Here is a 23,451-nt window from a genome sequence, read left to right on the forward strand (position 1 = left end):
GTTTCGCAGCGGATTCGAAATCTCACCCTTCTTTGGGGGTGAAAAGCAGCGTCAGAATGTCGATCTCGGCTTCCCGCAGGTCGACATCTTCGTAGCCCGCCGGTTCATATTGCGGCGCGCCGCTTCGCGCTGCAAGCCGCTCCATGGCGAGATAGACAATGACCGCACGGGAAATCGCCTGGCCCCGGGTCAAAGACGGCGATGCGGCGACCTTTATCCTGTCGGCGATCGCGATCAACATGGGCATGGTGGCTTCCTGGCGCAGTCGCAGGAAGTCCATGTTGCCGCTATCCGCTATATAATTGCGCGCGTTGAGGATGGGTCGGTTGCGATCCCAATATGCGCTGAAGGCATCGACCACCGTCTGGCTCAGCAGTTCGGGGGCGGAGCCGGGCGGGGCTTGCCGGATCAGCGTCACGATCTGCTCCATGTCCCTGGCGGCGTCGCTGGACAAGGCGAAGATGACTTCCTCGATATCCTTGAAATAGAGATAGAAGCTTTGTGAGGCCATCGACGCGGCGCGTGCGATGGCGCTGGCGCTGAGTTTGTGGATCGATCCCTTGGCCAACAATTCTCTTGTCGCGTCAAGCAGTCGCCGGCGGCTCTCCTCGCCCTTCCGCCCCAACGCCTGTCCCTGCTTGTTGAAACGCGTACTGATTTCGCTTCCCCTTCTGGCGGGACGCTGATCATACAGAAGACGGACCGGAGTCAATGATGAAGGCGAAGGCCCTGGCCACCTGCAATCCTTTGCGGAATGCGCTGTTCAGCCGAAGTTCGCACGCATCCGGGCCCAGTCGTTTGCCAGTTGATCTCGAAATCCGGGCGCTGCAATGCCGATCAACGCCTCGGCGCGCGCGTCCAAGCTCCTGTTCCGCAGTTCAGCGACCCCGAATTCCGTCACGACCGTATCGATGTCCGATCGCGCGATCCCGATGCTCGGCTTATCCAGCCGACAAACGATGCGGGACAAAGCTCCGCCCTTCGCCGTGGCTGGCAGCGCGATGATGGAACGCCCGCCAGTCGATGAAGCCGCCGCCCGCATGAAATCCGCGCCGCCCCCTACCCCGCTCGACAATTTGTTACCCTGCCATTCGACATTGACCTGCCCGAACAGGTCCACTTCCAGGGCGCCGTTGATGCTCGTGAGGCGAGGAACATCCGCAAGCGCCAGCAAGCCATGCGTTTCCAGCGTCGTTGCGAATCCCACAAGGTCCGACCTTGCCAGATAGTCGTAGAATGCCGTTGATCCGTAGGCGATGCCCGCCATGTGCCCCCCGCCCAGGGATAGAGCGCCGGCCTCCGCCAGATCCCTTAGCCAATCATTCGCCATGCCTGAACGCAGGACAATATCGCGATGGTCGCGCAGATATTTCCACACAGCGCCGGGCGCGCCGCCGATGCCGGTCTGGATATGGGCGCCATCGGGGACCAGAGCCGCGACCTTGGCCGCGATCGCTTCGGCTTCCGCGTTCGGCGCCGCCGGGGCCGCTTCCACGAGGGGGCCGTCAAGCGTCACTACCAGGTCTGCCTCCGACAAGGACAATGACAGCGCACGGGGGATGCACGGCATGGCGGCGTTGACGATCAGGACACGGCGCCTTGCCCGTCGCCAGACAAGCGTCGCAAAGTCGCTCGCGATCCCCAGCGAACAAAGTCCCTGCTCATCGGCGGGGCCGACATGCGCCAGCGCGACATCGCATGGCGTCGCCAGCAATTGGCGCGCAATGCCCCAATAGGTGTTGGGGATCAGGCTTACGCGGCCTTGCATGAAGCTGCCGCGCATGCAGGACGGCAGCATGAACGTCGTCACCTGCGCGGCGAGCGAGCCGTAGTCCGCCGCCTCGTTCATTCCCGGCACGAGGCAGCTCAGGATGTTCACCCCCGCCACAGGCTCCGGATCGTCGCGTAGCACCTTCGCGAGCGCCAGAGACTCGCCCGACGCTCCGGGCAGATAGATGGTCTGGCCGGGCCGAAACTCCCGCCACAAGGGCTCAAGCGAAGAGGTCATGAAGTTTAACCATCGCTCCTAGAGCGATTTCCAATCAGATGGAATCATCTGATGGCTCGGAAATCGCGTAAAACCAATAATCGCTCTGGGTCGGTCGTGATGCCACGACAAAACAGTGTTCACTTGATCCCGAAGCGCTGGGCGCCGTCGATTCGGATCGTCGTGCCGTTCAGAAAGTCATTTTCGACGATATGAGTGGCAAGGCGGGCATATTCGTCGGGGTCACCCATCCGCTTGGGATTGGGAACACCGGGCCCCCACTGAGCCTGAATTTCGGCTGGATCCGCGTCTCCGAAAGCCGGTGTCAGGAACGTGCCGGGCGCGATGCACATCACGCGAATGCCAAGGGGGGCCAGGTCGCGCGCCGCCGTGAGCGTCAGGCCAATCACGCCACCCTTGGCCGCCGAGTAATCGCTCTGGCCCGCCTGACCTTCAAAGCCGGCGATCGATGCCGTGGTGATCACGACGCCGCGCTGATTGTCGGCCAGCGGATCGTTCGCCGCCATCGCCTCGGCCGCGATGCTGAGGACATTGAAGGTGCCGTTCAGGAATATGTCGACCGTGCGACGGAATGTGGAGAACGGATAACGCTTGCCGTCGCGCCCGATGATCCGGGCACCAGCAGCGGGACCGCCATGGACGACCACCGCCGCACGCAGCGGGCCGAGCCCAGCCGCGACCGCAACGGCTGCGGAAACGGAGCCCTCGCTCAGCACGTCCGTTTTGCAGAATCGTGCGCCGCCTCCCAGTTCCCGGGCGAGAGCGGCGCCCTTCTCCTCCGCCATGTCGGCGATCACGACCTGCGCGCCGGCTTGCGCGAGCCGGCGCGTCGTCGCGGCACCGAAGCCGCCGGCACCGCCGACGATCAGCGCTGATGCACCCTTCATATCCATGCTGACGCCCTTCCTTCCAACCTTGTTTCATCACACCGCGAAGCTTGATCACGCCGCGAACGCGACCGCCATCTACGCATCGATGACATCATATGGGGGATGGCTGCGCCGCCGGGTCGATGCCATGGTCCCAAAATGAAGATAGACGCCACTGGCCTGGCCACAGGATTCGCTGCCTACGACCCTCTTTCGCTGGGCATCGAGCCAGGCGAGGCGGTGCTCGTCGATTTCAATGGATTTGACGGAGACGCCATCAGCTTGGCGGCGATGGTCGAAGATTGGCTGCTGCGACTGCCCTGTCCGTCCATTGCGCTGATGCCCGTGCCCACAAGACTCCGCGGCTTTGATCTTTGCGTTTCGACCCTTGAGGAAGCTGAGCGCCTGACCGCCATCGTCGAAGCAAATCCTGTCGCTTCCACCATATTGATGCAAGCCTTGAGAATTATCGAAATTGTCCCGCCCCAACGCGGTTTGGTCATCGAATCTCTCGCATTTGCCACCTTACAACAGGGAGATGAATTCAAAAGATGGCTGCGCGCACGACCTGCCACCCCCTGCCAACCGCATCCCGTTGCGACAGATGCGCCGCCGGTTCTGACGGAGCGACGCGGTCGGGAACTCACGATCACTCTCAACAGGCCGGAAAACCGCAACGCGATTGATACCGAGATGCGTGACGCGCTATTCGATGCATTTTCCCTGGCCGCGATGGAGCAGGAGTCGGAGCGCGTGCACGTACGGGGCGCCGGCGACAGCTTCAGCATAGGTGGGGCGCTCGGCGACTTCGGAAAGGTCGACAACGGAGCATCAGGGCACGTCATCCGCACCACGCGCCTGCCCGCCCGCATGCTGGCCGATCATGGCCAGAGATACCACTTCCATCTTAAAGGCGCATGCGTGGGAGCGGGCGTGGAGATCGCTGCGTTCGGAGGCTTTGTCTCGGCCACGCCCACCACCTTCCTACGCTTGCCCGAAATTTCGATGGGACTGATCCCCGGTGCGGGAGGCTGCGTCAGCGTCACGCGCAGGATCGGCAGACAGGCGGCAGCGTGGATGATGCTGACCGGCGCACGGATCAGTGCGCGCACCGCTTTGAAATGGGGCCTGATAGATGCCATAGAGGCCTGACCGCGCCCTTGGATAAACATACTGCGTGGAAACGGCCTGCAATCCTGGCGGGTGGCTTGACACCGGCCAGCCCGGGACCGGTGGTTCAGTCGCGGGCGAGCAGCATGGCCATCGCCAGCGGTCCGCCGCCAGCGCCGGTCACAGCGAGCTTCAGGTCGCGATCGACCTGCGTCTCTTCCGCCTGGCCCCGCAGTTGCCGCACGGCTTCGCGGACATAGCCAAACGCGTGGGTGCGGCCGGCGGCGATCTGCCCGCCATTAGTGTTGATGGGGAATACGCCATCCCGCGCGATGCGATGGCCGCCTTCCAGATAGCGGCCGCCTTCGCCGACGGGGCAAAAGCCCAGCGCCTCGATCCACTGTAACGTCAGAAAGCTGAATCCGTCGTAGAGCTGGCCGATATCGACGTCCTCCACCGTGAAGTCGCTCAATTCCCAAAGGCGCTTGCCTGTGGGATAGCAGGCCGCCTCGACGGGCTGGTCCCAGCTGTACCGGCCCGGCAGGCTCTGCGCGATGGCATCGATGCGGATCGGGACATTCTTAAGGTCGGCGCCGGTTTCCGCTGCCGACACGATGATGGCCGTGGAAGCGTCGGACAGCGTGTCGCAATCAAACAGGCATAACGGCGAGGAGATCATCCGGGCCGACAGATAATCCTCCATCGTGATCGGATCGCGGAAAATCGCTCTCGGATTGAGGGCGCCGTTGCGCCGCGCGTTGATCGCGACCTGGCCCAGCTGCTCGCGCGTCGTTCCATAATCGTGGAAATGGCGCGACGCCATCTGCGCCGTCCAGTTCGCGGCGGAATAGGCATGATAGGGGATGATGTGCTCCATGCCCCCGGACAGCCCCGCGGGCTGGACCGAGGGAAAGAGTTCCGGTTTCCTGCGCGCGGAGCCCTGGCAAACCGTGCGAAACACGACGACATGGCGCGCCCAGCCTTGCTGGACGGCAGCAACGGCGCCTGCAATCGGGCCGTACTGCGCAGCGCTTTCAAACGCCCCGTTATACCAGGTGGCCTTGATGCCCAAGGCGTCGATGACCCCGTCGCAGCCGACCGGCCCCATGTCGAGCATCGTCTCTACTCGACCGGGCCAGGTCGCGACCCCGTCGATGTCCCCGACCCTCAGGCCCGCATTGTCCAGCGCATCTTTGATGGCATCGATGGTGAGAAGTAGCGGCAAGCGGTCGACGAATTTGCCGACGGCGGATTGACCAACGCCTGAAATGATCGGGTCAGATTTGCTGGACATGTTTCATCCTCGGTTCAAGCGTGCGGTGCGCGATCGGAGGTTCGGCGGGCGTCTTTCCGATCCGGCCCTGCCAATGCATCGGCCGCGCCTCATCGCGAATGCGTGAACAGGGGGAACCAGAGCCCGTCCTGCTCCTCGAACGTCACGTGCACGGCATCGCCGATCCTGCTTTCCAGCGCCCGTTCGCCAACGATATTGGTCGTGAGCAGAACATCGTCCACGCCATCCAGTGAAACGCGGGCGATGACATAGGGCACCTTCAGACCGGGCACCCACGGCTGATGATTCACGGTGACGCTGTACACGGTGCCGGTACCCGAAACCGTTTCCGGCGCCACCTCCTCACTCAGACATTTCGCGCAAATCGGACGAGGCGGATGCAGCCACGTCCCACATGCTTGGCAGCGCAAGATCTGCAGTTGCCCTGCCTTGCCCGCTTGCCAGAAGAACTGGTTCACGGGATCGACAAGGGGACGTGGGCGAGGAGTCATTGCAGGAACCGTCCTTCAAAAGGAGGCGAGGGTCATCATGGCGATAGAGCAAAAGCCAGTGCGACAGGGCAAACCATCACAGGTAGGATGTTGCCGCAAATCGCTGTCCCGGCTTTGGCCAATTGCCGCTGAAAGCTAAAGATGGTTACGATAACCTCTGCTATATGAGGTGCGCCATATAAGATAGCAGAAGTTGAATACGACTTCTCAAAAATTCAGGGTATATAGTTATGTATAATGAATCAATACCAGAGAAATTTTATGCAGAAACTACGATTAATGTCAGATTTTCTGATACGGATATGCACGGACACGTCAACAACTCCAACATTTCCACTTATTTCGAGATAGGTCGCGACACCATATTACGAGACAAATTCGAATTAATGTCCGTTGAAAACCGAAGTTTCGTTTTGGCGCAATATGGCGTCATCTTTTCAAGAGAAGTAAATTTCCCAGGATATGTGAAAATTATTTCAAAAGTGAGAAAAGTTGGAAGATCATCAGTAACTTTAGAACAAGTTCTTTATCAGGACGATGTCATTTGTGCAAAATCAGATAGCACCATAGTATATTTCAACACAGAAATTCGGCGTTCAGAACATTTGCCTGACTGGATGGTGACATTGTTGAAAGGAGCCATCTCCGACACAGAATGAATTGGTTGTTCCGAGCTTTGCTGAGGCGATCTCCTATGTGGCGCCTGTTGCCGTAACCCCTTCGGCGCCAGCCGGCCGGACTTCATTCGGAATGCCGATGCGCCCCCTTCTCGCTCCACCTGCTATTCGCCTTTGCGGTTGGCCTGTGCCATTTCGGCCAGGCCGGCGGTCGTGACCTGTCCATGGGTGGCCCATGCGTTTGCATGGCCGAGTGAATGGGTCTGGAAGGCGAAATCGAGGGCAGAGTGCATGCCTTGGGCGTCCAGCGTCGCGTTGACGGCGCGTTTGGCCATGCGCATGGCATGGGGCGGCATTTGCGCGATCTGGCTGGCGAGGGCAAAGGTCGCTTCGTCCAGTTCGGCGCGAGGAACGATGCGGTTGACCATGCCCAGACGATGCGCTTCCTCCGCGCCCATCCATCCGGCGGTGAACAGCATTTCCTTGGCCTTGCGAGCGCCCCATTCCCATGCGTGACCCTGATATTCGACCCCGCCAATGCCCATCCGGGCGACAGGATCGCAGAAGCGGGCATCGTCGGCGGCGACGATCAGGTCCATCGGCCAGCACAGCATCAGGCCCGCCGCCACGCAGGCGCCCTGGACTGAGGCGATGGTGGGCTTGGGAATGTCGCGCCAGCGCCGGGAATAGCCGAAATAATGCTGGGACTCCCAGTCGTACATGCGCAGCAGGCCGGTCTGGGAGACGTCGTCGAACATGCTCTTCCACGGCTCCTGCTCCAGTACTGCAGGAGCGATGTCGTGGCCGGTGGAGAAATGCTTGCCTTCCGTGCGGAGAACGATGACCCGTACATCTTCATCCGACACCGCTTGCGAGAAGCGGCCGTCAAGTTCTTCAAGGAGAGCCGCGTTCTGGGCGTTCCCGGCGTCGGGCCGATTTATGGTGACCAGAGCGACGCGGTCGCGCACCTCGTAAACAATATAGCTCATTCCCATACTCCTCGAATCTCGCGGCCCGGCACCTTCATGAATGCGGGCGCAACCGGCGCCCCGCGTTCGCGGCCGGATGTCTGATCTACGTCAACCCATACAGAATCAATCGCGCCATTGTCTTTCCGAAAGATCCGCATCGCACTCATCGCATCTGCGATTGGTTGCGCCTTCTTCTGGCAGAGTGAGTCCGCATCGGCCATCTGAGCGGCCGGTTTCAGACGCATGCCATTCGGGCATGCCGGCAGCCCCGCCAACAGGGATGGCTTAGTGCAGACTTTCACGTTCAAGCCGTTTGACATGCCTGCCAATGCGGCGGCGCTGCGCGAGCAGGTGCGTGCCTTCATTCGCGACAATATGACCGATGGCGACATCGCCCGCCGCGCCAATTGCTGGCAGGTCAATGATCCCGATTTCAGCCGCGCCCTCGGCAAGGCGGGTCTGATAGGCCTGTCGCTGCCCAGGCAATATGGCGGCCACGACCGTAGCGCGCTGGAACGATACATCGTCCTGGAGGAGCTGCTCTCGGTCGGCGCCCCGGTGGGTGCCCATTGGATCGCGGATCGCCAGACTGCGCCTTTGCTGCTGCGCTACGGCACCGAAGAACAGCGCCGTCGCTGGATACCGGGCATCGCCGCAGGCGAAGTCTATGGCTGCATCGGCCTTAGCGAACCCAATGCCGGCTCCGATCTGGCATCCGTCCGTTCTTCGGCCCGGCGCGATGGTGATGGCTGGGTGTTGAACGGCCAGAAGATCTGGACCACCAACGCCCATATCGCGCACATCATGATCGGCCTCTTCCGCAGCGAGGAGGGGTCCGAGCGCAATGCCAGACTTAGCCAGTTCCTCATCCCGCTGGACACCCCCGGCATCACCATCCGCCCGATCATCAATCTCACCGGCGAACATGACTTCAACGAGGTCTTTTTCGACGACGTGAAGCTCCCCGCCGATGCGTTGATCGGTGAAGAGGGGCAAGGGTGGGCACAGGCCACAGCGGAACTCTCCCTAGAGCGCTCAGGCCCCGAACGCTATCTGTCCAGCATGGTGCTCGTCACGGAACTCGTCCGCCATGCCGCCAAGAGCGGCGATCCCGCCGCGATCGCGCTGGCGGGCCGCTTTACCAGCGAAGCCTGGACCCTACGCCAGATGTCCCTGGCCGTGGCGGGGCGGATGGCCATGGGCGAGGACCCGGCGCTGGAAGCCACGATCGTCAAGGACCTTGGCAACAGTTTCGAGCAGGCCGTTCCCCAACTGGTGCAGCAGGTGATCGAACTTGATCTGTCGTCGGACGATCCGCTGGCGCTGCTTGCGGCGCAACTGCTGCAAGTTTCGCCCAGCTTCTCGCTGCGCGGCGGGACGCGCGAAATCCTGCGCGGCATCGTGGCTCGGGGGCTAGGCTTGAGATGAATGAACAGCAGACCATGCTGGCCGACATGGCCAGCGCCCTCTTCGCCGACCTGTCGCACGGCGCGACGCTCGCGGCGGATTGGGGGCGGATCGAGGACATGGGCTTTACCGGCCTTCTCCTGGCCGAGGAATCCGGCGGTTTCGGGGGCGGATGGGCGGATGCGGCCATCCTGTTCCGCCTGGCGGGCTATCATGCCCTGTCGCTGCCGCTGGTCGAGGCGGTGGTCGCCGCGCGCCTGGCGAACGACGCCGGCTTCGCGCAGCATGGCTTCGGCACGATCGCGGAGAAAGCGGAAGGGCAGTTCGAGCAGGGACGCTTCACGGGGGTCGTGCGCGGTGCGGCATGGGGCAGGAACGCGGCATTCGTGGCCGCGCCGGCGCCCGGTGGCGGTGCGATGCTTCTCTCCGTGGGCGACGCAAAGGTGGAAGAGCGCGAAAATCCTGCCGGTGAGCCGCGCGATATACTGCATTTTTCAGGTGCGCCCGCGGCAACCTTGACCGTTGACCTGTTCGCGCTCGGGGCGGCGGCCCGGTCCATGCAGGCTGCGGGTGCGCTCGACGCCGCGCTCGCTCTAGCGGTCGGTTATGTCAATGATCGCAAGCAGTTCGGCAAGCCGCTCGGCAAGCTTCAAGCCGTGCAGCAGGCGCTCGCGGTCTTCGCGTGCGAGGCCGCCGCCGCGAACATCGCGGCGACCGCCGTCGCGCAAGCGCTCGATCGCGGCGATTTCGATTATGAAGTCGCCGCGGCCAAGATCCGGACGAACATCGCCGCAGGGATTGGCACGGCGGTGGCGCATCAGGCGCATGGCGCGATCGGCTTCACGCATGAATATGGGCTTCATCCGCTGACGCGAAGGCTTTGGTCCTGGCGATCCGAATTTGGAAGCGAGCAGCACTGGTCGATGATCCTTGGCCATCACGTCACTACGGCCGACGCTGATCATTACTGGGCCGACATGACCCGGAGATCCGACGCGACCACGCCATCATCGCCGGGATGCGCCGGTCCCGGCGAGCAGGCATGACAGGACAATGAAGGAGAGTAGCGATGCAAGCTGATCCGGATCCGCGGCGTGCCGTCGGTACCAGGACCATGGAAGAGGTTGTCCGCAAACGGCCCCCTGAAAGTCCTACGTTGCTGGAAGAGACGATCCGGGATTTCGGCTTCGCCGAAATCTGGACCCGTCCAGGGCTGGACCGGCGCTCCCGATACTGGATATCGATCAGCGCCTCAGCGGCCACGGCGCTAACGGACCCGCTGGAGGATTATGTCCACGGCGCGCTGCGCAGCGGCGAGATAAGCCTGGCTGAACTGCGCGAGGGCGTCCTGCACTTCGCCGTCTATATGGGGTGGCCGCTGGGGCGCCAGTTCGACCGGATCGTTACGAAAGTCGCAGACTCCCTGGGCCTGAGCGCGGACGTGCCGAACCTGCGGGACAGACCATGGGATCCGGACGAGCGGTTCGCGTTCGGCAAGGCGAGCTATATCGACATCATGACATTCCCCAGCCCGGAAGGGCCGACACCCTTCTACGACGCGGGGATCAAGAATTTCGTGTTCGGCGAAATGTGGATGCGCCCCGGACTCGATCAGCGCGCGCGTCGCTGGATCACGCTGGCCTGCGTCGGTGCGTCGGATTCACCGAACCCGATCGCCACCCATGTCTACGCCGCCATGAAAACGGGCGACGCAACCGTCGATGAAATGAAGGAATTCGTTCTTCATTACGCGTTCGAGCTCGGCTGGCCGAAGGGATCGGTCATGCAGACCGCGGTGGAAACCATGGCCGACAGGATCGCGCGAGGCCTTGAGTGGATGTGAGCGGATCAGGCGCGAACCGAAACGCCATGCGCTGCAGCCATGAAGGCAAGGCCTCGATCGTCACGGGCGCGGCTGGCGGGCTTGGCCGCGAGGTAGGCCTGGCGATCGCCCGCGCTGGCGGCGAGGTGTTTCTGGTGGATCGCAATCCGGAAGGGCTGGCGCAGACCCAGGCCTTGATAGGAGAGGCTGGTGGCCGCGCACATGTTCATGTCGCCGACCTGTCGGATCCGGATGCTTGCCGTCGGGCCGTGGAAGCCGGCCGGGCGGCCATGGGCGGGATCGACTCGCTGTGCAACGTGGCGGGCGTCATCTTCTTCGCTCATGCGACCGAGATGAGCGCGGAACAGTGGCACAAGACGCTGGCGATCAATCTCAGCGCCCCCTTCTTCCTGTGCCAGGCCGCGATTCCCCACCTGATCGAGCGCAAGGGCGCCATCGTCAACGTCGCGTCCTCGGCGGCGTTCGTGGGGCAGGCCTATGTTGCCGCCTACGCCGCCAGCAAGGCGGGACTCGCGCATCTGACACGGTCCCTGGCGATGGAATATGTGCGGGCGCCGATACGGATCAATGCCGTCGCTCCCGGCGGCATGGCAACGCCGATGGGCGCGACCGTGTCCATGCCGGAGGGGATAGACATGACACTGGTCGAGCGGTTCAGCGGCATGCGAGGCTTCGTCGAGGTTCCGGATGTCGCCGACATGATCTGCTATCTGGCATCCGACGCGGCGCAGGGCTTCCATGGCGCCGTCATCAACATGGATGCGGGGATTACCGCGGGGTGATCTTGGGCCGGGTGACAAGCCGCGACGCGACCCCTGCATTACCCCTTTGGCCCACCGCATCGCCGGCCTGGGCAAGCCACTCATGCGCATGACCTGCGCTTCATCCGTTCGGAAATTTGGAGATAAGGTGTGACGATCAAGCCGGAAGATGCCGTCCGTTACGAGCTTCGCGACGGCGTTGCCCTCCTCACTATCGACTTCCCCCCGGTCAATGCCTTTGGCCAGCCCATGCGCGAGGGGATGATGCTCCGGCTGGACCAGGCCGTGTCGGACCCCGTCGCCGAAGCGATCGTGATCGTGGGCGCGCATGACCGTTTCATCGCCGGCGCCGACATTCGCGAGTTCGGAAAGCCGAAGGTCGGGCCGGAACTTCATCAGATCTTCGAGCGCATGGAGCAATCGCCCAAGCCCATCGTCGCGGCCATCGACGGCCATGCGCTGGGCGGCGGGCTGGAATGCGCGCTGGCCGCGTCCTACCGGGTTGCGGCCTCCCGTGCCAAAGTCGGCTTGGTCGAAATCAATCTGGGGCTGCTCCCCGGCGCCGGCGGCACGCAGCGGCTGACCCGTCTGGCCGGCCCGCAGGTGGCGCTCGACCTCATCCTCAATGCCCGGCATGTGCCCGCCCCCAAGGCCAAGGACCTGGGCATCATCGATGCAGTGACGGACGGCGACGTGACGGCGGCGGCGATCGCCTTCGCCAAGGCGAGGCTCGCACAGGGTGGTCCCTGGCCTCTGGCGATCGAGCGCACCGACAAGATCCAGAATGTCGATCCTCGCATCTTCGAGGAGGTGCGTGCGAAGAACGCCAAGAAGTGGACGGGCCTGGTCGCGCCGTTCGAGATCGTCAAGTGCATCGAGGCGGCAACCACGCTGCCCCCGCGCGACGGTCTCGCCTTCGAACGGGAGGCGTTCAAGGTCTGCCTGGAATCGCCGGTCCGTGAAGCGCAGATCCACCTCTTCTTCGCCGAGCGCGCCGCCGCCAAGGTCGAGGGATCGGACGGAGTGAAGCCGCGCACGATCAAGTCCGTCGGCATCATCGGCGCGGGCACCATGGGCGGCGGCATCGCCATGAGCATCGCCAATGCCGGGCTGGAGGTGAAGCTGCTGGACATGTCGCAGGAGGCGATCGACGCCGGCCTGGCGCGGGTCCGGAAGAATTACGAGACGTCGGTCTCCCGGGGCTCGACCACGCAGGACAAGGTCGATGCGGCGCTCGGCCGGATCGATGGTGTGCTCGACTATCAGGCCTTTGCCGATGTCGATCTGGTGATTGAGGCGGTGTTCGAAAGCATCGAGGTCAAGCATGACGTGTTCACGAAGCTCGACGCCGTCTGCAAGCCGGGTGCGATCCTGGCGTCGAACACCTCGGCGCTGAACATCGATCGCATCGCCGAGGTCACCAAGCGGCCCGGCGACGTGATCGGATTGCACTTCTTTTCCCCGGCCAATGTCATGAAGTTGCTGGAGGTGGTGCGCGGCGACCTCGCGTCAATGGAAACGGTGGTTTCAGCGATGGCCTTCGCCAAGACGCTCGGCAAGGTGCCGGTGCTGGCCGGCACCTGCTTCGGTTTCATCGGCAACCGCATCCTGCACCGCTACGGCTCGGAAGCGGATGTCCTGCTGATGGAGGGGGCAACGCCGTCTCAGATCGATGACGCGCTCAAGGCCTTCGGTTTCCCGATGGGCATTTACCTGATGCGCGACATGGCGGGTCTTGATGTGAGCTACCGCGTCCGCCGCAACAAGGCCGCCGTGGGCGAACTCGACATGAACTCCATCTTCTATAATCCAATTGCCGACCGGCTGTGCGAGGATGGGGATTATGGGCAGAAGACCGGCAAGGGCTATTATGCCTATGAAGGCCGCAACGCGACCCCGCGGCCCGAACTGGAAGAAAAGCTCAGGATCATCTCGCAGGAGAAAGGGATCGAGCGCAAGCCGATGACCGATGAGGAGATCGTCTGGCGCATCCTTTCAGCCATGGTGAACGAGGGCGCCAAGATCGTCGAGGAAGGCTATGCGCAGCGGGCCTCCGACATCGATGTTGCCTATGCGTTCGGCTATGGCTTCCCAAAATATCGCGGCGGACCCATGTTCTGGGCACAGCAGCAAGGTCTGGCGACGGTCTTTGCCAAGGTGAAGGAATATGAGGCGCGGTATCCCGAACGCTGGAAGCCGGCGAAGCATCTGGAAGAGCGCGCGCAGGCCGGCGCGGGCTGGAACAGGTGATGGCGCAACCATAAAGGTGGCGCGGGCTCGGCCAGCGACGCGGAGGCGCTGTTTCTGACAAACATTTGAGTGGGCACATGTCGTGCAAAGCAGGCGTCAGTGCATCGCATGCGTGATGTCCTGTCCCGCGACGCCGTTCGGCATTCGGAAAAATTCGGTAGTTCCGATAAACGGTACGCTATGGTCGTGCACGGCGGGTCACCAGTGAGGTGAATGCCGTTGTGCGCAGTGCGTATGGGAAAGAGAGCGACATGCAGTTGAAAGCGGGCACGAAGTTGTACAGCGGCGCGTGCGACACCGAAGTCATGGTGATCAAGGGCAGCGGCGAGGTCCAGCTCACCTGCGGCGGGCGCGAGATGGCGATCGTGCGTGCTGCTTCCGGAGAAATCGATGCGGCCCTTGCCGAAGGCACGGCTATGGGCAAGCGCTATCAGAATGAAGACGGCTCGATCGAGCTGCTGTGCATCAAGCCCGGCAAGGGAACGCTGGCGATCGATGGCGTTCCGCTGACAATCAAGGCAGCCAAAGCCCTCCCCTCCTCCGACTGACGGATACGCGGCAGCGATGAACATCTCTCTTGTCCTCCAGATGGCGGCCGACACCTTCCCGGATCGGATCGCGCTCACCTCTGCAGACGTACATTACAGCTATGGCCGGCTTAGCAGCTCCGCTCAGGCCGCAGCCGAGCTGATCGCGCGCAGTGGAGCAAGCTATGTCTCCTATTTGGGAGAGAGCAGTGCCGCCACTGTTGTCGCATTATTCGGGGCAGCTATGGCCGGGGTGCCGTTCGCGCCGTTGAACTATCGGCTTACCCCAGCCGAGACGAACCGGCTGCTGGAGCGCCTGAACCCCGTCTTCCTGATCGCGGACGAGGACAAGGTCGGCATCGTTGCGGAAGGTGTGTCGGCGGCGCTGATGACCCCCGCGCAATTTATCGAGGCTACCGCCCAGGGCGCGTCGGCCGAGATCGAGGTTCCGGAGGATCCGGAAGCCGTCGCCGTCCAGCTGTTCACCAGCGGTACGACGGGTGAACCCAAGGCGGCATTGCTGCGCAACCAGAATCTGCTCGGCTATATTCTGGGCACGATTGACTTCGCCTCCGCGGACGAGGAAGAGGCGATGCTGATGTCGGTGCCGCCTTATCATATCGCTGGCATTTCCGCGATCCTCAGCTCGATCTACGCCATGCGCCGCATCGTCCAGCTGCCGCAATTCTCGCCGGCGGAATGGCTGCGGCATTGTGCCGAGCAAAGCGTGACCAATGCCTTTGTCGTGCCGACGATGCTCACCCGCATCATCGCCCATATCGATGAAACCGGCGCGCAGCCGGAACTGCCGGCCCTGCGCGCGCTGGCTTTCGGCGGCGGTAAGATGCCGCTGCCGATCGTGCAAAGGGCGCTGACGCTCTGGCCCACGGTGTCGTTCACCAATGCATATGGCCTGACGGAGACAAGCTCGACCATCGCCTTGCTGGGGCCGGACGATCATCGCGAGGCGCACAACCACTCCGACCCCCTCATCGCGCGGCGGCTGGATTCCGTGGGCAAGCCGCTGCCGACCGTAGAGGTGGAGATCCGCGCCGAGGACGGCACGGTGCTCGGCCCGAACGAACTGGGCGAAGTCTATGTCCGCGGTCCGCAGGTTTCCGGCGAGTATCAGGGCCGCAAGTTGACCGACGACGACGGCTGGTTCCCGACGCGCGATTCCGGCTTCATCGACGATCATGGCTTTCTCTTTCTGGCCGGCCGCATCGACGACGTCGTGGTAAGGGGTGGCGAGAATATCTCTCCCGGCGAGGTCGAGGCGGTGCTGCGAGAGAGCGATGGCGTCGAAGACGTGGCTATCGTCGGTGTTCCTTCCGTCGAATGGGGCGAGACGCTTGCCGCCGCCGTCGTTCGCAAAGCGCACGCCTCCGTTACCAAGGAAGCGTTACAGGCGCTTGTCCGTGGCAAATTGCGCTCATCGCGGGTGCCTGAGCATATCCTGTTCATCGAAAGCCTCCCCTACAACGATCTCGGCAAGCTGCTGCGTCGCGAGGTCAAAGGTTTCTTTCCGGGCGATGTGCCCGACTGAGCACAAGGCGTGCCTTCGCATGGAGGCCGCTGAAAACGCGCGATGATCGCCAATTTCCGTGACGGATGATTGAGCGGCCCTACCGTCTCTCTCGGTCATTCCTTGCAGAAGGCTTCAGGCAGAAACGGAGACTCGTTTATGAAATGTGGCTTTGTCGGACTGGGCGATCAGGGCGGCCCAATCCCCTATCGTTTGCAGAACGCAGGGCATGAAGTAGCCGTGTGGGCACGCCGCCCCGAGGCGACCCGGCCTTATGCTGAAGCGGGAATCCTGGTGTCGGAAGACCTGCCCGCGTTGGCGCGGGCGTGCGACTGGATCGGTATCTGTGTTTTTGACGACGCCGGCGTGCGACAGGTTTGCGCCGAACTCATGCCGCACATGCGCCAGGGCGGAATGATCGTCGTTCACTCAACGATCCATCCGGAGACCTGCCGCCTGCTCAGCGAGCATGCCTCTGCTCACGGTCTCGAATTTGTCGATGCCCCCGTAAGCGGCGGAAACGTGCGGGCGAAGGATGGCACGCTGACAATCATGATCGGCGCAAGCGATGAAGCCTTCGCCAAAAGCGGGCCGATCCTCGAGGCTTATGGCAGTGTGATCGTCCGGGTCGGGCCGCCCGGGGCTGGCCAGACTGCCAAGCTGGTGAACAACACCCTGCTGGTCGCGCACGCGGCAATCGCGCAGGCGGCCATCGAGGCTGGGAAGCAACTGAACCTTGATCCTGCCAGCCTGGTGAACATCGTCAATGCCAGTAGCGGGCGCAGCTACGGCTTCGAGCTGTTCGGCGCCATTGGCGCCGAGGGATTTGGCCGCATCACGCAGCTTCTGAACAAGGATGTGGGCCTGCTGCGGTCGATCGCCCCGGCGGATGCGCCGATACAGCGCTATATCGAGCTTACCGACGACTTTCTGGCCACCTTGCCGAATCGGCAATGATGTCGACCTGGCAGGGTGTGTAAGCGCGATCCATTACGGCGCTCCTTCGCGGAAAATCAGTGGCTTGGATGAATTGGAATAGTTGTAGAGATGCAGAGCATTGTCCTCGACCAGATTGCGCCCCTCATCTGCGGTGCCCTTGGCCTGATCGAGGCAGAAGGCAGCTTGCACCCGGTCCGGCTTCCGCCAGGCGACTTGCCGCTCCATCATGTGGCAATGCGCTCACCGATGACGGCGTTCAGCCCGGCTGGGGTGCGTCTGCGGTTCCAGTCGGACACGGATTGCATCAGTCTGGACGTCGAGCATGAGCCGATGGAACGTCTGACGCCCGACATGCCATTGCCGCCCTGCGCCTATGATCTTGTAATGCCGGATGGTCGCATCCTGCGCAGCACGCCGGACGGCGAACGCGGCCCCGCCCAGATCAGCTTTCAGAGCCTCGGTTCCGACGAGAAGCTGCTCGAAATCTGGTTGCCGCAGGGTACGGCCGTACGGCTGCGCGGTCTCGCAATCGCAGACGGAGCGCGCATCGCGCCCGCATCCGACGATCGCCCCCACTGGGTGACCTATGGCAGCAGCATCACCCATTGCGCATGGGTGGACGGGCCTACGGACACATGGCCGTCCATCGTCGCGCGGCGGCTCGGCTGGCGGCTGACCTGCCTCGGCTTCAACGGCGCCTGCCACTTCGATCCGCTGGTGGCGCACGCGATGGCAAGCCTGCCCGCTGACCGCTTCACGCTCAAACTCGGCATCAATGTCCACAATGCGCAGACGCTGCGCGAGCGCACCTTCGCGCCACTGGTGCACGGCTTCATAGCCACCCTGAGAGAGCGCCACCCGGCCACGCCGATCACGATAATCTCGCCGATCTTCAGCCTTGGGCGTGAGGATTCCGCCGTAACGGACATCCCGATCACCTTCGGCGGCGTTCCGTTGGCAGGTGATCTTACGCTCAACGACATGCGGCAAAGACTTGCCGAAGTGGTCGACCTCCGTCGGGCGCGCGGCGACAAAACAATCGAATATCTGGACGGCCGCGCGTTGTTCGGGGAAGCCGACGCCGATCTACTGCCCGACGGCTTGCACCCCAGCCCCGCAGGATACGGGCTTATGGGCGAACGGTTCGCAAGGATTTTCAATCAGGGTTGACCCTTGCTGGATCGAGATCAGGGGGCGTTTCATTCCCGGTGCGACATATGTCGGATTATCTCGGTCGCCGCACGGTGGATGCGGCGTGTGCTCGCCGAACCTACCTTATACCCCGCCAACATAACGGCCTGGATGGCGCCGCGCGGATCAATACCGATCCCGATTGCGCCATCGCCTCGCCCATCGGCTAAAGCCCGTGCACGGCGCAACATTCAATCGAATATTTGCTCGACACACCCATGGCCTCATAATTTAAGCCAAATGGCCTCCGGCAATCCCGGGGCGATTCAAACCTTTAGCGTCCTGGGGAAAGAATTCGAATACCGCCGCTACCAATAGCTCGCCATCGAAAGAGACGGATCTGACCTGCGGCGCAATCTGCGGGTGCACAGCCCCATCCAGCAAAAAAGAACACGTAGGTGTTTTGATGTCGTTCCGGCACCGAGTCCTCTTTGCACGCGCGCCGGGGATGCTATTCCAGCAACGAACGCTGAAGAGCAGATGGTCGACATGGGGGCAGGCGCCTTGGTGCCGTCGGTCACGCGAAGCATATGCCTAATAAAACTGGTGCGTCGCAGAAGTAACGGATGTGAGAAAGCTATTCCAGATGCTTGCTACATTTTGAAATTGCTGTGCAACGCCCACTAAAAGGGAGAGAAAAGTTGAAATCGATTAAACATCCTTGGATGTTGGCTGCCTCGACCGTGGCGATCGCGGCCTCCGTGCCGGCCTTTGCCAATGCGGACGTCGCTGACCAGCCGCAGGCCGCAAGCGTGGAACGCGGGGCAGACGACATCGTCGTCACCGCTCGACGCAAGGAAGAAAGCATCCAGTCCGTTCCGGTCGCGGTGCAGGCCTTCAGCAGCGAAACGCTGATCAAGCTGAATGTTCACGACACCAAGGACCTTCAACGTCTGGTTCCGGGCGTGGTGTTCAACGGTTCGGGGTCCGAACTGAACACCACCTTCACCATCCGCGGACAAGGTCGCGCCGTTGTCGGCACGATCTCGCCGTCGGTGCAGTCCTACGTCAATGAAGTAGCATTGCCGAACTGGGGCGCGGTGATCCCGACATATGACGTCGCGAACGTCCAGGTTCTCAAAGGTCCGCAAGGCACGCTTTTCGGTCGCAACACGACCGGTGGCGCGGTTCTGGTCTACAGCCAGGCGCCCCAATATGATTTCGGCGGCTATGCCTCCGCGACGCTGGGGGATTATAGCTGGCACGAAGTAGAGGGCGCGATCAACGCGCCTCTCGTGCAGGAAAAGGTCGCGTTGCGCGTGGCCGGGCAGTACCGCAAGCGCGACGGCTACATCCGCGCGGGCGTCCTGGGTCAGCCCGACGGCCAGGGCCTGAACAGCCGCGCCTTCCGCGTGTCCTTGCTGGTGGAGCCTGTCGATGGCGTGAAGAACACGACCGTATATGACTATTTCTGGAGCGACACGGCCGAGGTTCAGACGCCGACCGAACTGTCGAACGGAGTCACGCTCGATACCCTACCGTTCCCGCCGGCCGCCATCCCGTTCTTCAAGCCGATCATCCAGGGCATCCTGGACAGGCAGAAGGCTGTTGGTCCTTACGTCTATTTCAGCGACTTGGTGCAGCGCGCCCACGCGCAGATCCAGGGTCTGACGAATACGACCGAACTCAACCTCGGCGACTTCAACGTCAAGAACATCTTCGGCTATCGCAAGTCTCGCATTTCCAACATCTCCAATACCACCGCGTCTGAGTATAACTTCACAGGCTGCTATCTGTGCGCCCATGCCGACGACCAGATCAGCGACGAATTGCAGGTCAGCACGAGCGCGCTGCAAGATACGATGTCGATTCTGCTGGGTGGGTTCTATCTGCGCAATAAGCCGAAGGGCGTGAACGCGCTGGGGTTGGCCTTTACGACGGCTAAGAACCTGACGATCGACGAGATGCGTGCCGGCGGCGTCATGATGGACCAGCAAGACGACAGTTCGACCAAGGCGATCTTTCTGAGCATCGGCCAGAAGCTGGATTCGGTTCTTCCGGGGCTTAAGCTGAACCTGTCTGGCCGCTACACCTGGGACCAGTCGAGCACCTGTGCGGACGGTCGCGCGGGCACGGCCACGCCGTACAGCAGCTTTGAAAGCTGCATCGCATCGCCAACATCCTCCACACCCAAGTCCAAGTTCAAAAAGTTCACCTGGTCGGCCGGCCTCGATTATCAGGCGACCCCGGACTTGTTCTTCTATGGCGTGGCGCGCACGGGTTATCGCGCGGGCGGGGCGAATACCCCGATCCTCGGGGCCTCGCTCCAGCCGTACCAGACGTTCGCGCCGCAGACGGTGACGGACTTCGAAATCGGCGTGAAGGCTGACTACAGCATTGCCGGTGCCCGTGCGCGGACAAACATCTCCGCTTACGCCTCGAAATATAAGAGCTTGCAGCTCAGCGCCAGCGGCATCCCGCCGGGCATTGACGGTGACACCGACCCGCTCAACGATCCGACATTTGCCTCGCTCAATCTGAACGTGGGTTCGGCAGTGGCGCGCGGTGTGGAGATCGACGGCTTCATCACACCGATTGAAAATCTCCGCCTGAGCTATGCCGGCAGCTACTTCTACGGGAAGATCGACTATGCTCCGATCGGCATCGGTGCGATCGACACGAGCAATCCGCGCTTCAACTATGCACCGTCCACCAGCGTCACGCTGGCTGCGGATTATTCTGTCCCGGACGTGCTTGGCGGCGACCTGAACTTCAACGTCAACTGGTACCGCATCTCCAATTTCCGCGTCGATCGCGCGCAGAACGCGGGCTATAATCTGTTGAATGCAAGCGTCGAACTCGGCAATATTGCCGGATCCGGCTTGACCGTGCAACTGTTCGGCCAGAACCTGACTAACCGGGCATATTATCTCAATCCCAACTCTACTGGTAACTTCCCCGGCTATCAGACCTGGACCGCCGGTGCGCCACGCATGTACGGCGTGCGCGCGACCTATCGGTTCGGCGGCAACTGAGGAGGTCCCGCCTTCTTGAACACCGCGTAATTGATCTAGCCACCCTCGTGCATGGTACGAAGTCGCCATGGCGCTTCAATGCAGGAGGGTGGCCGATTATGATTATGCAGGATGGGATGTGCGTGACAGGACGACACATATCTGCGTGGTCGATGTCGACGGCAAGGTGTTGCGACGCGATGTTGTCGCAAGCGATCTCGAGGCGCTTGCCAAAATGCGCCGACGTCGGACGCTGACCCAGCGAATGATCTGCCAAACAGAGACAAGTTGCGTTTAGACTGACAGAACGCCGGCAACCGAAGCGCGCTTGGCCGCCTCGCGCGACGTGTCTCCCTACACTGTGAAGGCGAGGGTTGCTCGCAGGGGCCGAGCCGATCCTCATCCCAGGAGGACGAGCCATTTTGCATTCTACAGAAGCTTTCGTCAGAATCGATGTGGCAAAGGCGCGGAACGCGATTGTCGGTACTAAAAGAGGGAAATGGTCCGCTCGATCAGATTGGCCAGGCTGATCATACGATTGTCGAGCCCAATTCGAATCCGTGGCGTGACTATCGAAATTCTCCAACAGCGGTATCTTGAAACTTTCCTTCCTATCTCAAGGATCTTTCGGCTAGCGTCCAATGCCCTGAACTCTCCCATAACCGGGCTCCAAGCATGACGATAAGCCGGACTTTGTCGATCCACACACTCGGCGGACTGCCATTATTTACCGAGCGCATGTCTGTTGCGCACGAACTTGTCGCCGCCATACAGGCCAGTGGACACAGTCTTCAGGATGGTGATGTCTGCGTCATTGCACAGAAGATCATATCGAAAGTCGAAGGACGGGCGCTGAACCTTTCAGATGTCAGCGTCGGCGAGAACGCCAGGACTTTGGCTGCGTCCACGCGGCGGGACAGCGCGCTGATGCAGGCCATTTTGGACGAGAGCCGCGAGATATTACGCTCCAGCCCGGCCGCGGTCATCGCGCGTCATCGCACCGGACATGTACTGGCGAACGCCGGGATCGACGCATCGAATGTTTACGGCGGCGACGAGGACAAGGTGCTCCTTTGGCCGGTGGAACCGGACGCGTCTGCGCGGAGCATAAGGCGCGAAATTCGGCACCTCACAGGAGCCGCGGTCGCAGTCATCATTGCCGATTCCATGGGACGGGCGTGGCGTATCGGCACGACGGGCCACGCAATTGGCTGCGCGGGGCTTGTCGTTGTCGAGGACCGTCGCGGCAAAGCCGAAGATCTTTATGGCCGTACCCTTCAGGCAACGCAGATTGCGGTGGCAGATTCGCTCGCGGCGATGGCCGTCCTGGCCATGGGCGAAGGTGACGAAGGTACGCCCGTCGCCATCATTCGGGGCGCGGAGCTATGGGTGACGCAGGAGGATGGTCCCGGGGCCGTGGTCGGACTTCGCCCGACGGAACAGGATATGTTTCGATGACCATTATCCGCGCCTATGTCATCGCTGACAACCGGCTGGCGGAGAATGCGGGCTGGGATCGGGAGCTGTTGGGCCTCGAACTCAAGTATCTGTCCGAACTCGGGGGTTCTCGACGCGCGGCTGGAGGAGCTTGAGGCGATGGATCTCGAGCAGTTGCGCGACGCGTGGCGGAGGCAGCTTCGCACCACGCCACCCAGGGTAAGCGCCGGTCTGCTCCGGCTGGCGATGGCTCATGCAGCCCAAGAAAAAGCATTAGGTGGGCTGCCAAACGCAACCCGGCGACGGCTGCGCGAGACCGCTAGCACCGGTCGGCCGTTACCATCCATCCTGCCCGGCATGCGGCTGGCGCGGGTCTGGCAGGGAACAACCCACAAGGTCCGCTATCGCTACTATGTCAGCCGATCGCTCCAGCACAACGGCGATGCCCGGAAGACCGGCGGCGTGCGTCTACCTGCCCGCGAGATCGAGACCCTGGTGATCGAACAGCTATGGCGTGCCGTCAGTGATCCAATCGCACTGTTGGCTTGTCGCCATCATCACCGGTTAGCCGGGATGTTTCGAGGCTGGTCGAAACGGCGCGGGAGCTGGCCACACTGCTGCGCAACGGTCGGGGTGGCTTGGTCCAGACGCTGGTCGGAGACATTGTCGATCGTATCGAAATCACGCTTTCCGAAGTGCGTATTAGGTTGGACCCCATGGGCCTCAGCCGTCATCTCGGGATGACGATCGATACGCAATCGTCTGCGCTCCTCATTACCACGCCAGCGACTCTGAAGCGGTCAGGACGGGGCATGCGGATGATCCTCGAGACTGGCGAGGCAGCGACTAGCCGGGAGCCGGACGCCGGGCTGATCGGCGCCATCGCCAAGGCGTATCGCTGGTGGAACCGTCTTCTCGAACAACCGAATTTCACCATCACCGACCTTGCTCAATCCGAAGGCGTTACCTCATCCTACATGACTAGGGTCATCCGGCTTGCTTTCCTTGATCCGACGATCATCACCAGGATTGTCGAGGGCAAGGCGCCCGCCGGCATCGACACCAAGCGCCTGACCCAGGCCGATGCGATCTCGATCGCCTGGAGCGAACAGCGGCAAAAGCTCGGCTTTTCGTCCCGCCATTAAGCTCGGCGATCCGCCTGCGTTTGCTCCCTCCCCGCATAACCAATCCCGTACCACGCAAAGGCGCCGCTGAGAAAAGGCGCCGAAAAGCGCGGAAAGCGCTGGGCATACCCGG

At 62.1% G+C, this 23,451-nt stretch carries 23 protein-coding genes; 16 read left to right on the top strand and 7 right to left on the bottom strand.

Annotated elements, in window-relative coordinates:
• Positions 1-22: 22 nt before the first annotated feature.
• The 3 genes from J3E64_RS14785 to J3E64_RS14795 all read right to left on the bottom strand — a co-directional run bounded on the left by J3E64_RS14785 (position 23) and on the right by J3E64_RS14795 (position 2,901).
• Positions 23-712: a TetR family transcriptional regulator gene (locus tag J3E64_RS14785; RefSeq protein ID WP_367398637.1), complete on the bottom strand. Its 690-nt coding sequence runs from the start codon at positions 710-712 to the stop codon at positions 23-25.
• Positions 713-763: 51 nt separating this feature from the next.
• Complete coding sequence (locus J3E64_RS14790) at positions 764-2,008, bottom strand: acetyl-CoA hydrolase/transferase C-terminal domain-containing protein (RefSeq protein ID WP_253343792.1); 1,245 nt, start codon at positions 2,006-2,008, stop codon at positions 764-766.
• 119 nt (positions 2,009-2,127) lie between these two features.
• The gene (locus J3E64_RS14795; RefSeq protein WP_253343793.1) at positions 2,128-2,901 is read right to left on the bottom strand and encodes an SDR family NAD(P)-dependent oxidoreductase; all 774 of its coding nucleotides are present in this window, start codon (positions 2,899-2,901) and stop codon (positions 2,128-2,130) included.
• 135 nt (positions 2,902-3,036) lie between these two features.
• On the opposite strand from J3E64_RS14795, the gene J3E64_RS14800 reads away from it, so the two are divergent.
• A complete protein-coding gene (locus J3E64_RS14800) occupies positions 3,037-4,029 on the top strand; it encodes an enoyl-CoA hydratase/isomerase family protein (protein WP_253343794.1) in 993 nt (330 codons plus the stop codon).
• A gap of 85 nt (positions 4,030-4,114) precedes the next feature.
• Here J3E64_RS14800 and J3E64_RS14805 read toward each other — a convergent pair whose 3' ends face one another.
• Together J3E64_RS14805 and J3E64_RS20710 are read right to left on the bottom strand one after the other, a co-directional pair.
• Positions 4,115-5,281 (bottom strand): thiolase family protein, encoded by a 1,167-nt coding sequence (locus J3E64_RS14805; RefSeq protein WP_253343795.1) that lies wholly within the window; start codon positions 5,279-5,281, stop codon positions 4,115-4,117.
• 89 nt (positions 5,282-5,370) lie between these two features.
• On the bottom strand, positions 5,371-5,772 hold the full coding sequence (locus J3E64_RS20710; RefSeq protein ID WP_301287302.1) for a Zn-ribbon domain-containing OB-fold protein: 402 nt from the start codon (positions 5,770-5,772) through the stop codon (positions 5,371-5,373).
• Between the two features lie 230 nt (positions 5,773-6,002).
• Between J3E64_RS20710 and J3E64_RS14820 the strand changes: the two genes are divergently transcribed.
• On the top strand, positions 6,003-6,431 hold the full coding sequence (locus tag J3E64_RS14820; protein WP_253343796.1) for a thioesterase family protein: 429 nt from the start codon (positions 6,003-6,005) through the stop codon (positions 6,429-6,431).
• 122 nt (positions 6,432-6,553) lie between these two features.
• Here J3E64_RS14820 and J3E64_RS14825 read toward each other — a convergent pair whose 3' ends face one another.
• Entirely contained in the window at positions 6,554-7,378 is an 825-nt protein-coding gene (locus J3E64_RS14825) for an enoyl-CoA hydratase (protein WP_253343797.1), read from the bottom strand.
• Complete coding sequence (locus J3E64_RS14830) at positions 7,375-7,581, bottom strand: hypothetical protein (protein ID WP_253343798.1); 207 nt, start codon at positions 7,579-7,581, stop codon at positions 7,375-7,377. Before J3E64_RS14830 ends, J3E64_RS14825 begins: the two co-directional genes overlap by 4 nt.
• 67 nt (positions 7,582-7,648) lie before the next feature.
• Between J3E64_RS14830 and J3E64_RS14835 the strand changes: the two genes are divergently transcribed.
• From J3E64_RS14835 to J3E64_RS14900, 14 genes are all read left to right on the top strand, one after another.
• The gene (locus J3E64_RS14835) at positions 7,649-8,788 is read left to right on the top strand and encodes an acyl-CoA dehydrogenase family protein (RefSeq protein ID WP_253343799.1); all 1,140 of its coding nucleotides are present in this window, start codon (positions 7,649-7,651) and stop codon (positions 8,786-8,788) included.
• On the top strand, positions 8,785-9,813 hold the full coding sequence (locus tag J3E64_RS14840) for an acyl-CoA dehydrogenase family protein (protein ID WP_253343800.1): 1,029 nt from the start codon (positions 8,785-8,787) through the stop codon (positions 9,811-9,813). Before J3E64_RS14835 ends, J3E64_RS14840 begins: the two co-directional genes overlap by 4 nt.
• Before the next feature lie 23 nt (positions 9,814-9,836).
• Entirely contained in the window at positions 9,837-10,610 is a 774-nt protein-coding gene (locus J3E64_RS14845; RefSeq protein ID WP_253343801.1) for a carboxymuconolactone decarboxylase family protein, read from the top strand.
• A gap of 26 nt (positions 10,611-10,636) precedes the next feature.
• Positions 10,637-11,392, top strand: coding sequence for an SDR family NAD(P)-dependent oxidoreductase (locus J3E64_RS14850; RefSeq protein ID WP_253343802.1), 756 nt, complete (start codon positions 10,637-10,639; stop codon positions 11,390-11,392).
• A gap of 129 nt (positions 11,393-11,521) precedes the next feature.
• Positions 11,522-13,621: a 3-hydroxyacyl-CoA dehydrogenase NAD-binding domain-containing protein gene (locus J3E64_RS14855; protein ID WP_253343803.1), complete on the top strand. Its 2,100-nt coding sequence runs from the start codon at positions 11,522-11,524 to the stop codon at positions 13,619-13,621.
• Between the two features lie 251 nt (positions 13,622-13,872).
• Positions 13,873-14,169 (top strand): hypothetical protein, encoded by a 297-nt coding sequence (locus J3E64_RS14860; protein ID WP_253343804.1) that lies wholly within the window; start codon positions 13,873-13,875, stop codon positions 14,167-14,169.
• Positions 14,170-14,185: 16 nt separating this feature from the next.
• The gene (locus J3E64_RS14865; RefSeq protein WP_253343805.1) at positions 14,186-15,694 is read left to right on the top strand and encodes a class I adenylate-forming enzyme family protein; all 1,509 of its coding nucleotides are present in this window, start codon (positions 14,186-14,188) and stop codon (positions 15,692-15,694) included.
• A gap of 138 nt (positions 15,695-15,832) precedes the next feature.
• Positions 15,833-16,630 carry an NAD(P)-dependent oxidoreductase gene (locus tag J3E64_RS14870; RefSeq protein ID WP_253343834.1) on the top strand — a complete coding sequence of 266 codons (798 nt, stop codon included), beginning with the start codon at positions 15,833-15,835 and terminating at the stop codon, positions 16,628-16,630.
• 90 nt (positions 16,631-16,720) lie between these two features.
• Positions 16,721-17,782 carry a GDSL-type esterase/lipase family protein gene (locus J3E64_RS14875; RefSeq protein ID WP_253343806.1) on the top strand — a complete coding sequence of 354 codons (1,062 nt, stop codon included), beginning with the start codon at positions 16,721-16,723 and terminating at the stop codon, positions 17,780-17,782.
• A 686-nt stretch (positions 17,783-18,468) separates the two neighbouring features.
• Positions 18,469-20,778: a TonB-dependent receptor gene (locus J3E64_RS14880; protein WP_253343807.1), complete on the top strand. Its 2,310-nt coding sequence runs from the start codon at positions 18,469-18,471 to the stop codon at positions 20,776-20,778.
• Between the two features lie 654 nt (positions 20,779-21,432).
• Complete coding sequence (gene cofE / locus J3E64_RS14885) at positions 21,433-22,215, top strand: coenzyme F420-0:L-glutamate ligase (RefSeq protein WP_253343808.1); 783 nt, start codon at positions 21,433-21,435, stop codon at positions 22,213-22,215.
• Positions 22,212-22,349: a hypothetical protein gene (locus J3E64_RS14890; protein ID WP_253343809.1), complete on the top strand. Its 138-nt coding sequence runs from the start codon at positions 22,212-22,214 to the stop codon at positions 22,347-22,349. The genes cofE and J3E64_RS14890 overlap by 4 nt, the downstream gene beginning before the upstream one ends.
• A 4-nt stretch (positions 22,350-22,353) precedes the next feature.
• The gene (locus J3E64_RS14895; RefSeq protein ID WP_253343810.1) at positions 22,354-22,938 is read left to right on the top strand and encodes a DUF2924 domain-containing protein; all 585 of its coding nucleotides are present in this window, start codon (positions 22,354-22,356) and stop codon (positions 22,936-22,938) included.
• 68 nt (positions 22,939-23,006) lie between these two features.
• A complete protein-coding gene (locus tag J3E64_RS14900; protein ID WP_253343811.1) occupies positions 23,007-23,339 on the top strand; it encodes a hypothetical protein in 333 nt (110 codons plus the stop codon).
• Positions 23,340-23,451 lie beyond the last annotated feature (112 nt).

This window comes from Sphingobium sp. OAS761 (assembly GCF_024168485.1).
Classification (GTDB): domain Bacteria; phylum Pseudomonadota; class Alphaproteobacteria; order Sphingomonadales; family Sphingomonadaceae; genus Sphingobium.

Coding starts and splice junctions, on each gene's coding strand:
- J3E64_RS14790 (WP_253343792.1), bottom strand. CDS start 2,008: ATGACCTCTTCGCTTGAGCCCTTGTGGCGGGAGTTTCGGCCCGGCCAG.
- J3E64_RS14795 (WP_253343793.1), bottom strand. CDS start 2,901: ATGGATATGAAGGGTGCATCAGCGCTGATCGTCGGCGGTGCCGGCGGC.
- J3E64_RS14800 (WP_253343794.1), top strand. CDS start 3,037: ATGAAGATAGACGCCACTGGCCTGGCCACAGGATTCGCTGCCTACGAC.
- J3E64_RS14805 (WP_253343795.1), bottom strand. CDS start 5,281: ATGTCCAGCAAATCTGACCCGATCATTTCAGGCGTTGGTCAATCCGCC.
- J3E64_RS20710 (WP_301287302.1), bottom strand. CDS start 5,772: ATGACTCCTCGCCCACGTCCCCTTGTCGATCCCGTGAACCAGTTCTTC.
- J3E64_RS14820 (WP_253343796.1), top strand. CDS start 6,003: ATGTATAATGAATCAATACCAGAGAAATTTTATGCAGAAACTACGATT.
- J3E64_RS14825 (WP_253343797.1), bottom strand. CDS start 7,378: ATGAGCTATATTGTTTACGAGGTGCGCGACCGCGTCGCTCTGGTCACC.
- J3E64_RS14830 (WP_253343798.1), bottom strand. CDS start 7,581: ATGGCCGATGCGGACTCACTCTGCCAGAAGAAGGCGCAACCAATCGCA.
- J3E64_RS14840 (WP_253343800.1), top strand. CDS start 8,785: ATGAATGAACAGCAGACCATGCTGGCCGACATGGCCAGCGCCCTCTTC.
- J3E64_RS14845 (WP_253343801.1), top strand. CDS start 9,837: ATGCAAGCTGATCCGGATCCGCGGCGTGCCGTCGGTACCAGGACCATG.
- J3E64_RS14850 (WP_253343802.1), top strand. CDS start 10,637: ATGCGCTGCAGCCATGAAGGCAAGGCCTCGATCGTCACGGGCGCGGCT.
- J3E64_RS14860 (WP_253343804.1), top strand. CDS start 13,873: ATGCAGTTGAAAGCGGGCACGAAGTTGTACAGCGGCGCGTGCGACACC.
- J3E64_RS14865 (WP_253343805.1), top strand. CDS start 14,186: ATGAACATCTCTCTTGTCCTCCAGATGGCGGCCGACACCTTCCCGGAT.
- J3E64_RS14870 (WP_253343834.1), top strand. CDS start 15,833: ATGAAATGTGGCTTTGTCGGACTGGGCGATCAGGGCGGCCCAATCCCC.
- J3E64_RS14875 (WP_253343806.1), top strand. CDS start 16,721: ATGCAGAGCATTGTCCTCGACCAGATTGCGCCCCTCATCTGCGGTGCC.
- J3E64_RS14880 (WP_253343807.1), top strand. CDS start 18,469: ATGTTGGCTGCCTCGACCGTGGCGATCGCGGCCTCCGTGCCGGCCTTT.
- cofE (WP_253343808.1), top strand. CDS start 21,433: ATGACGATAAGCCGGACTTTGTCGATCCACACACTCGGCGGACTGCCA.
- J3E64_RS14890 (WP_253343809.1), top strand. CDS start 22,212: ATGACCATTATCCGCGCCTATGTCATCGCTGACAACCGGCTGGCGGAG.
- J3E64_RS14895 (WP_253343810.1), top strand. CDS start 22,354: ATGGATCTCGAGCAGTTGCGCGACGCGTGGCGGAGGCAGCTTCGCACC.
- J3E64_RS14900 (WP_253343811.1), top strand. CDS start 23,007: ATGCGGATGATCCTCGAGACTGGCGAGGCAGCGACTAGCCGGGAGCCG.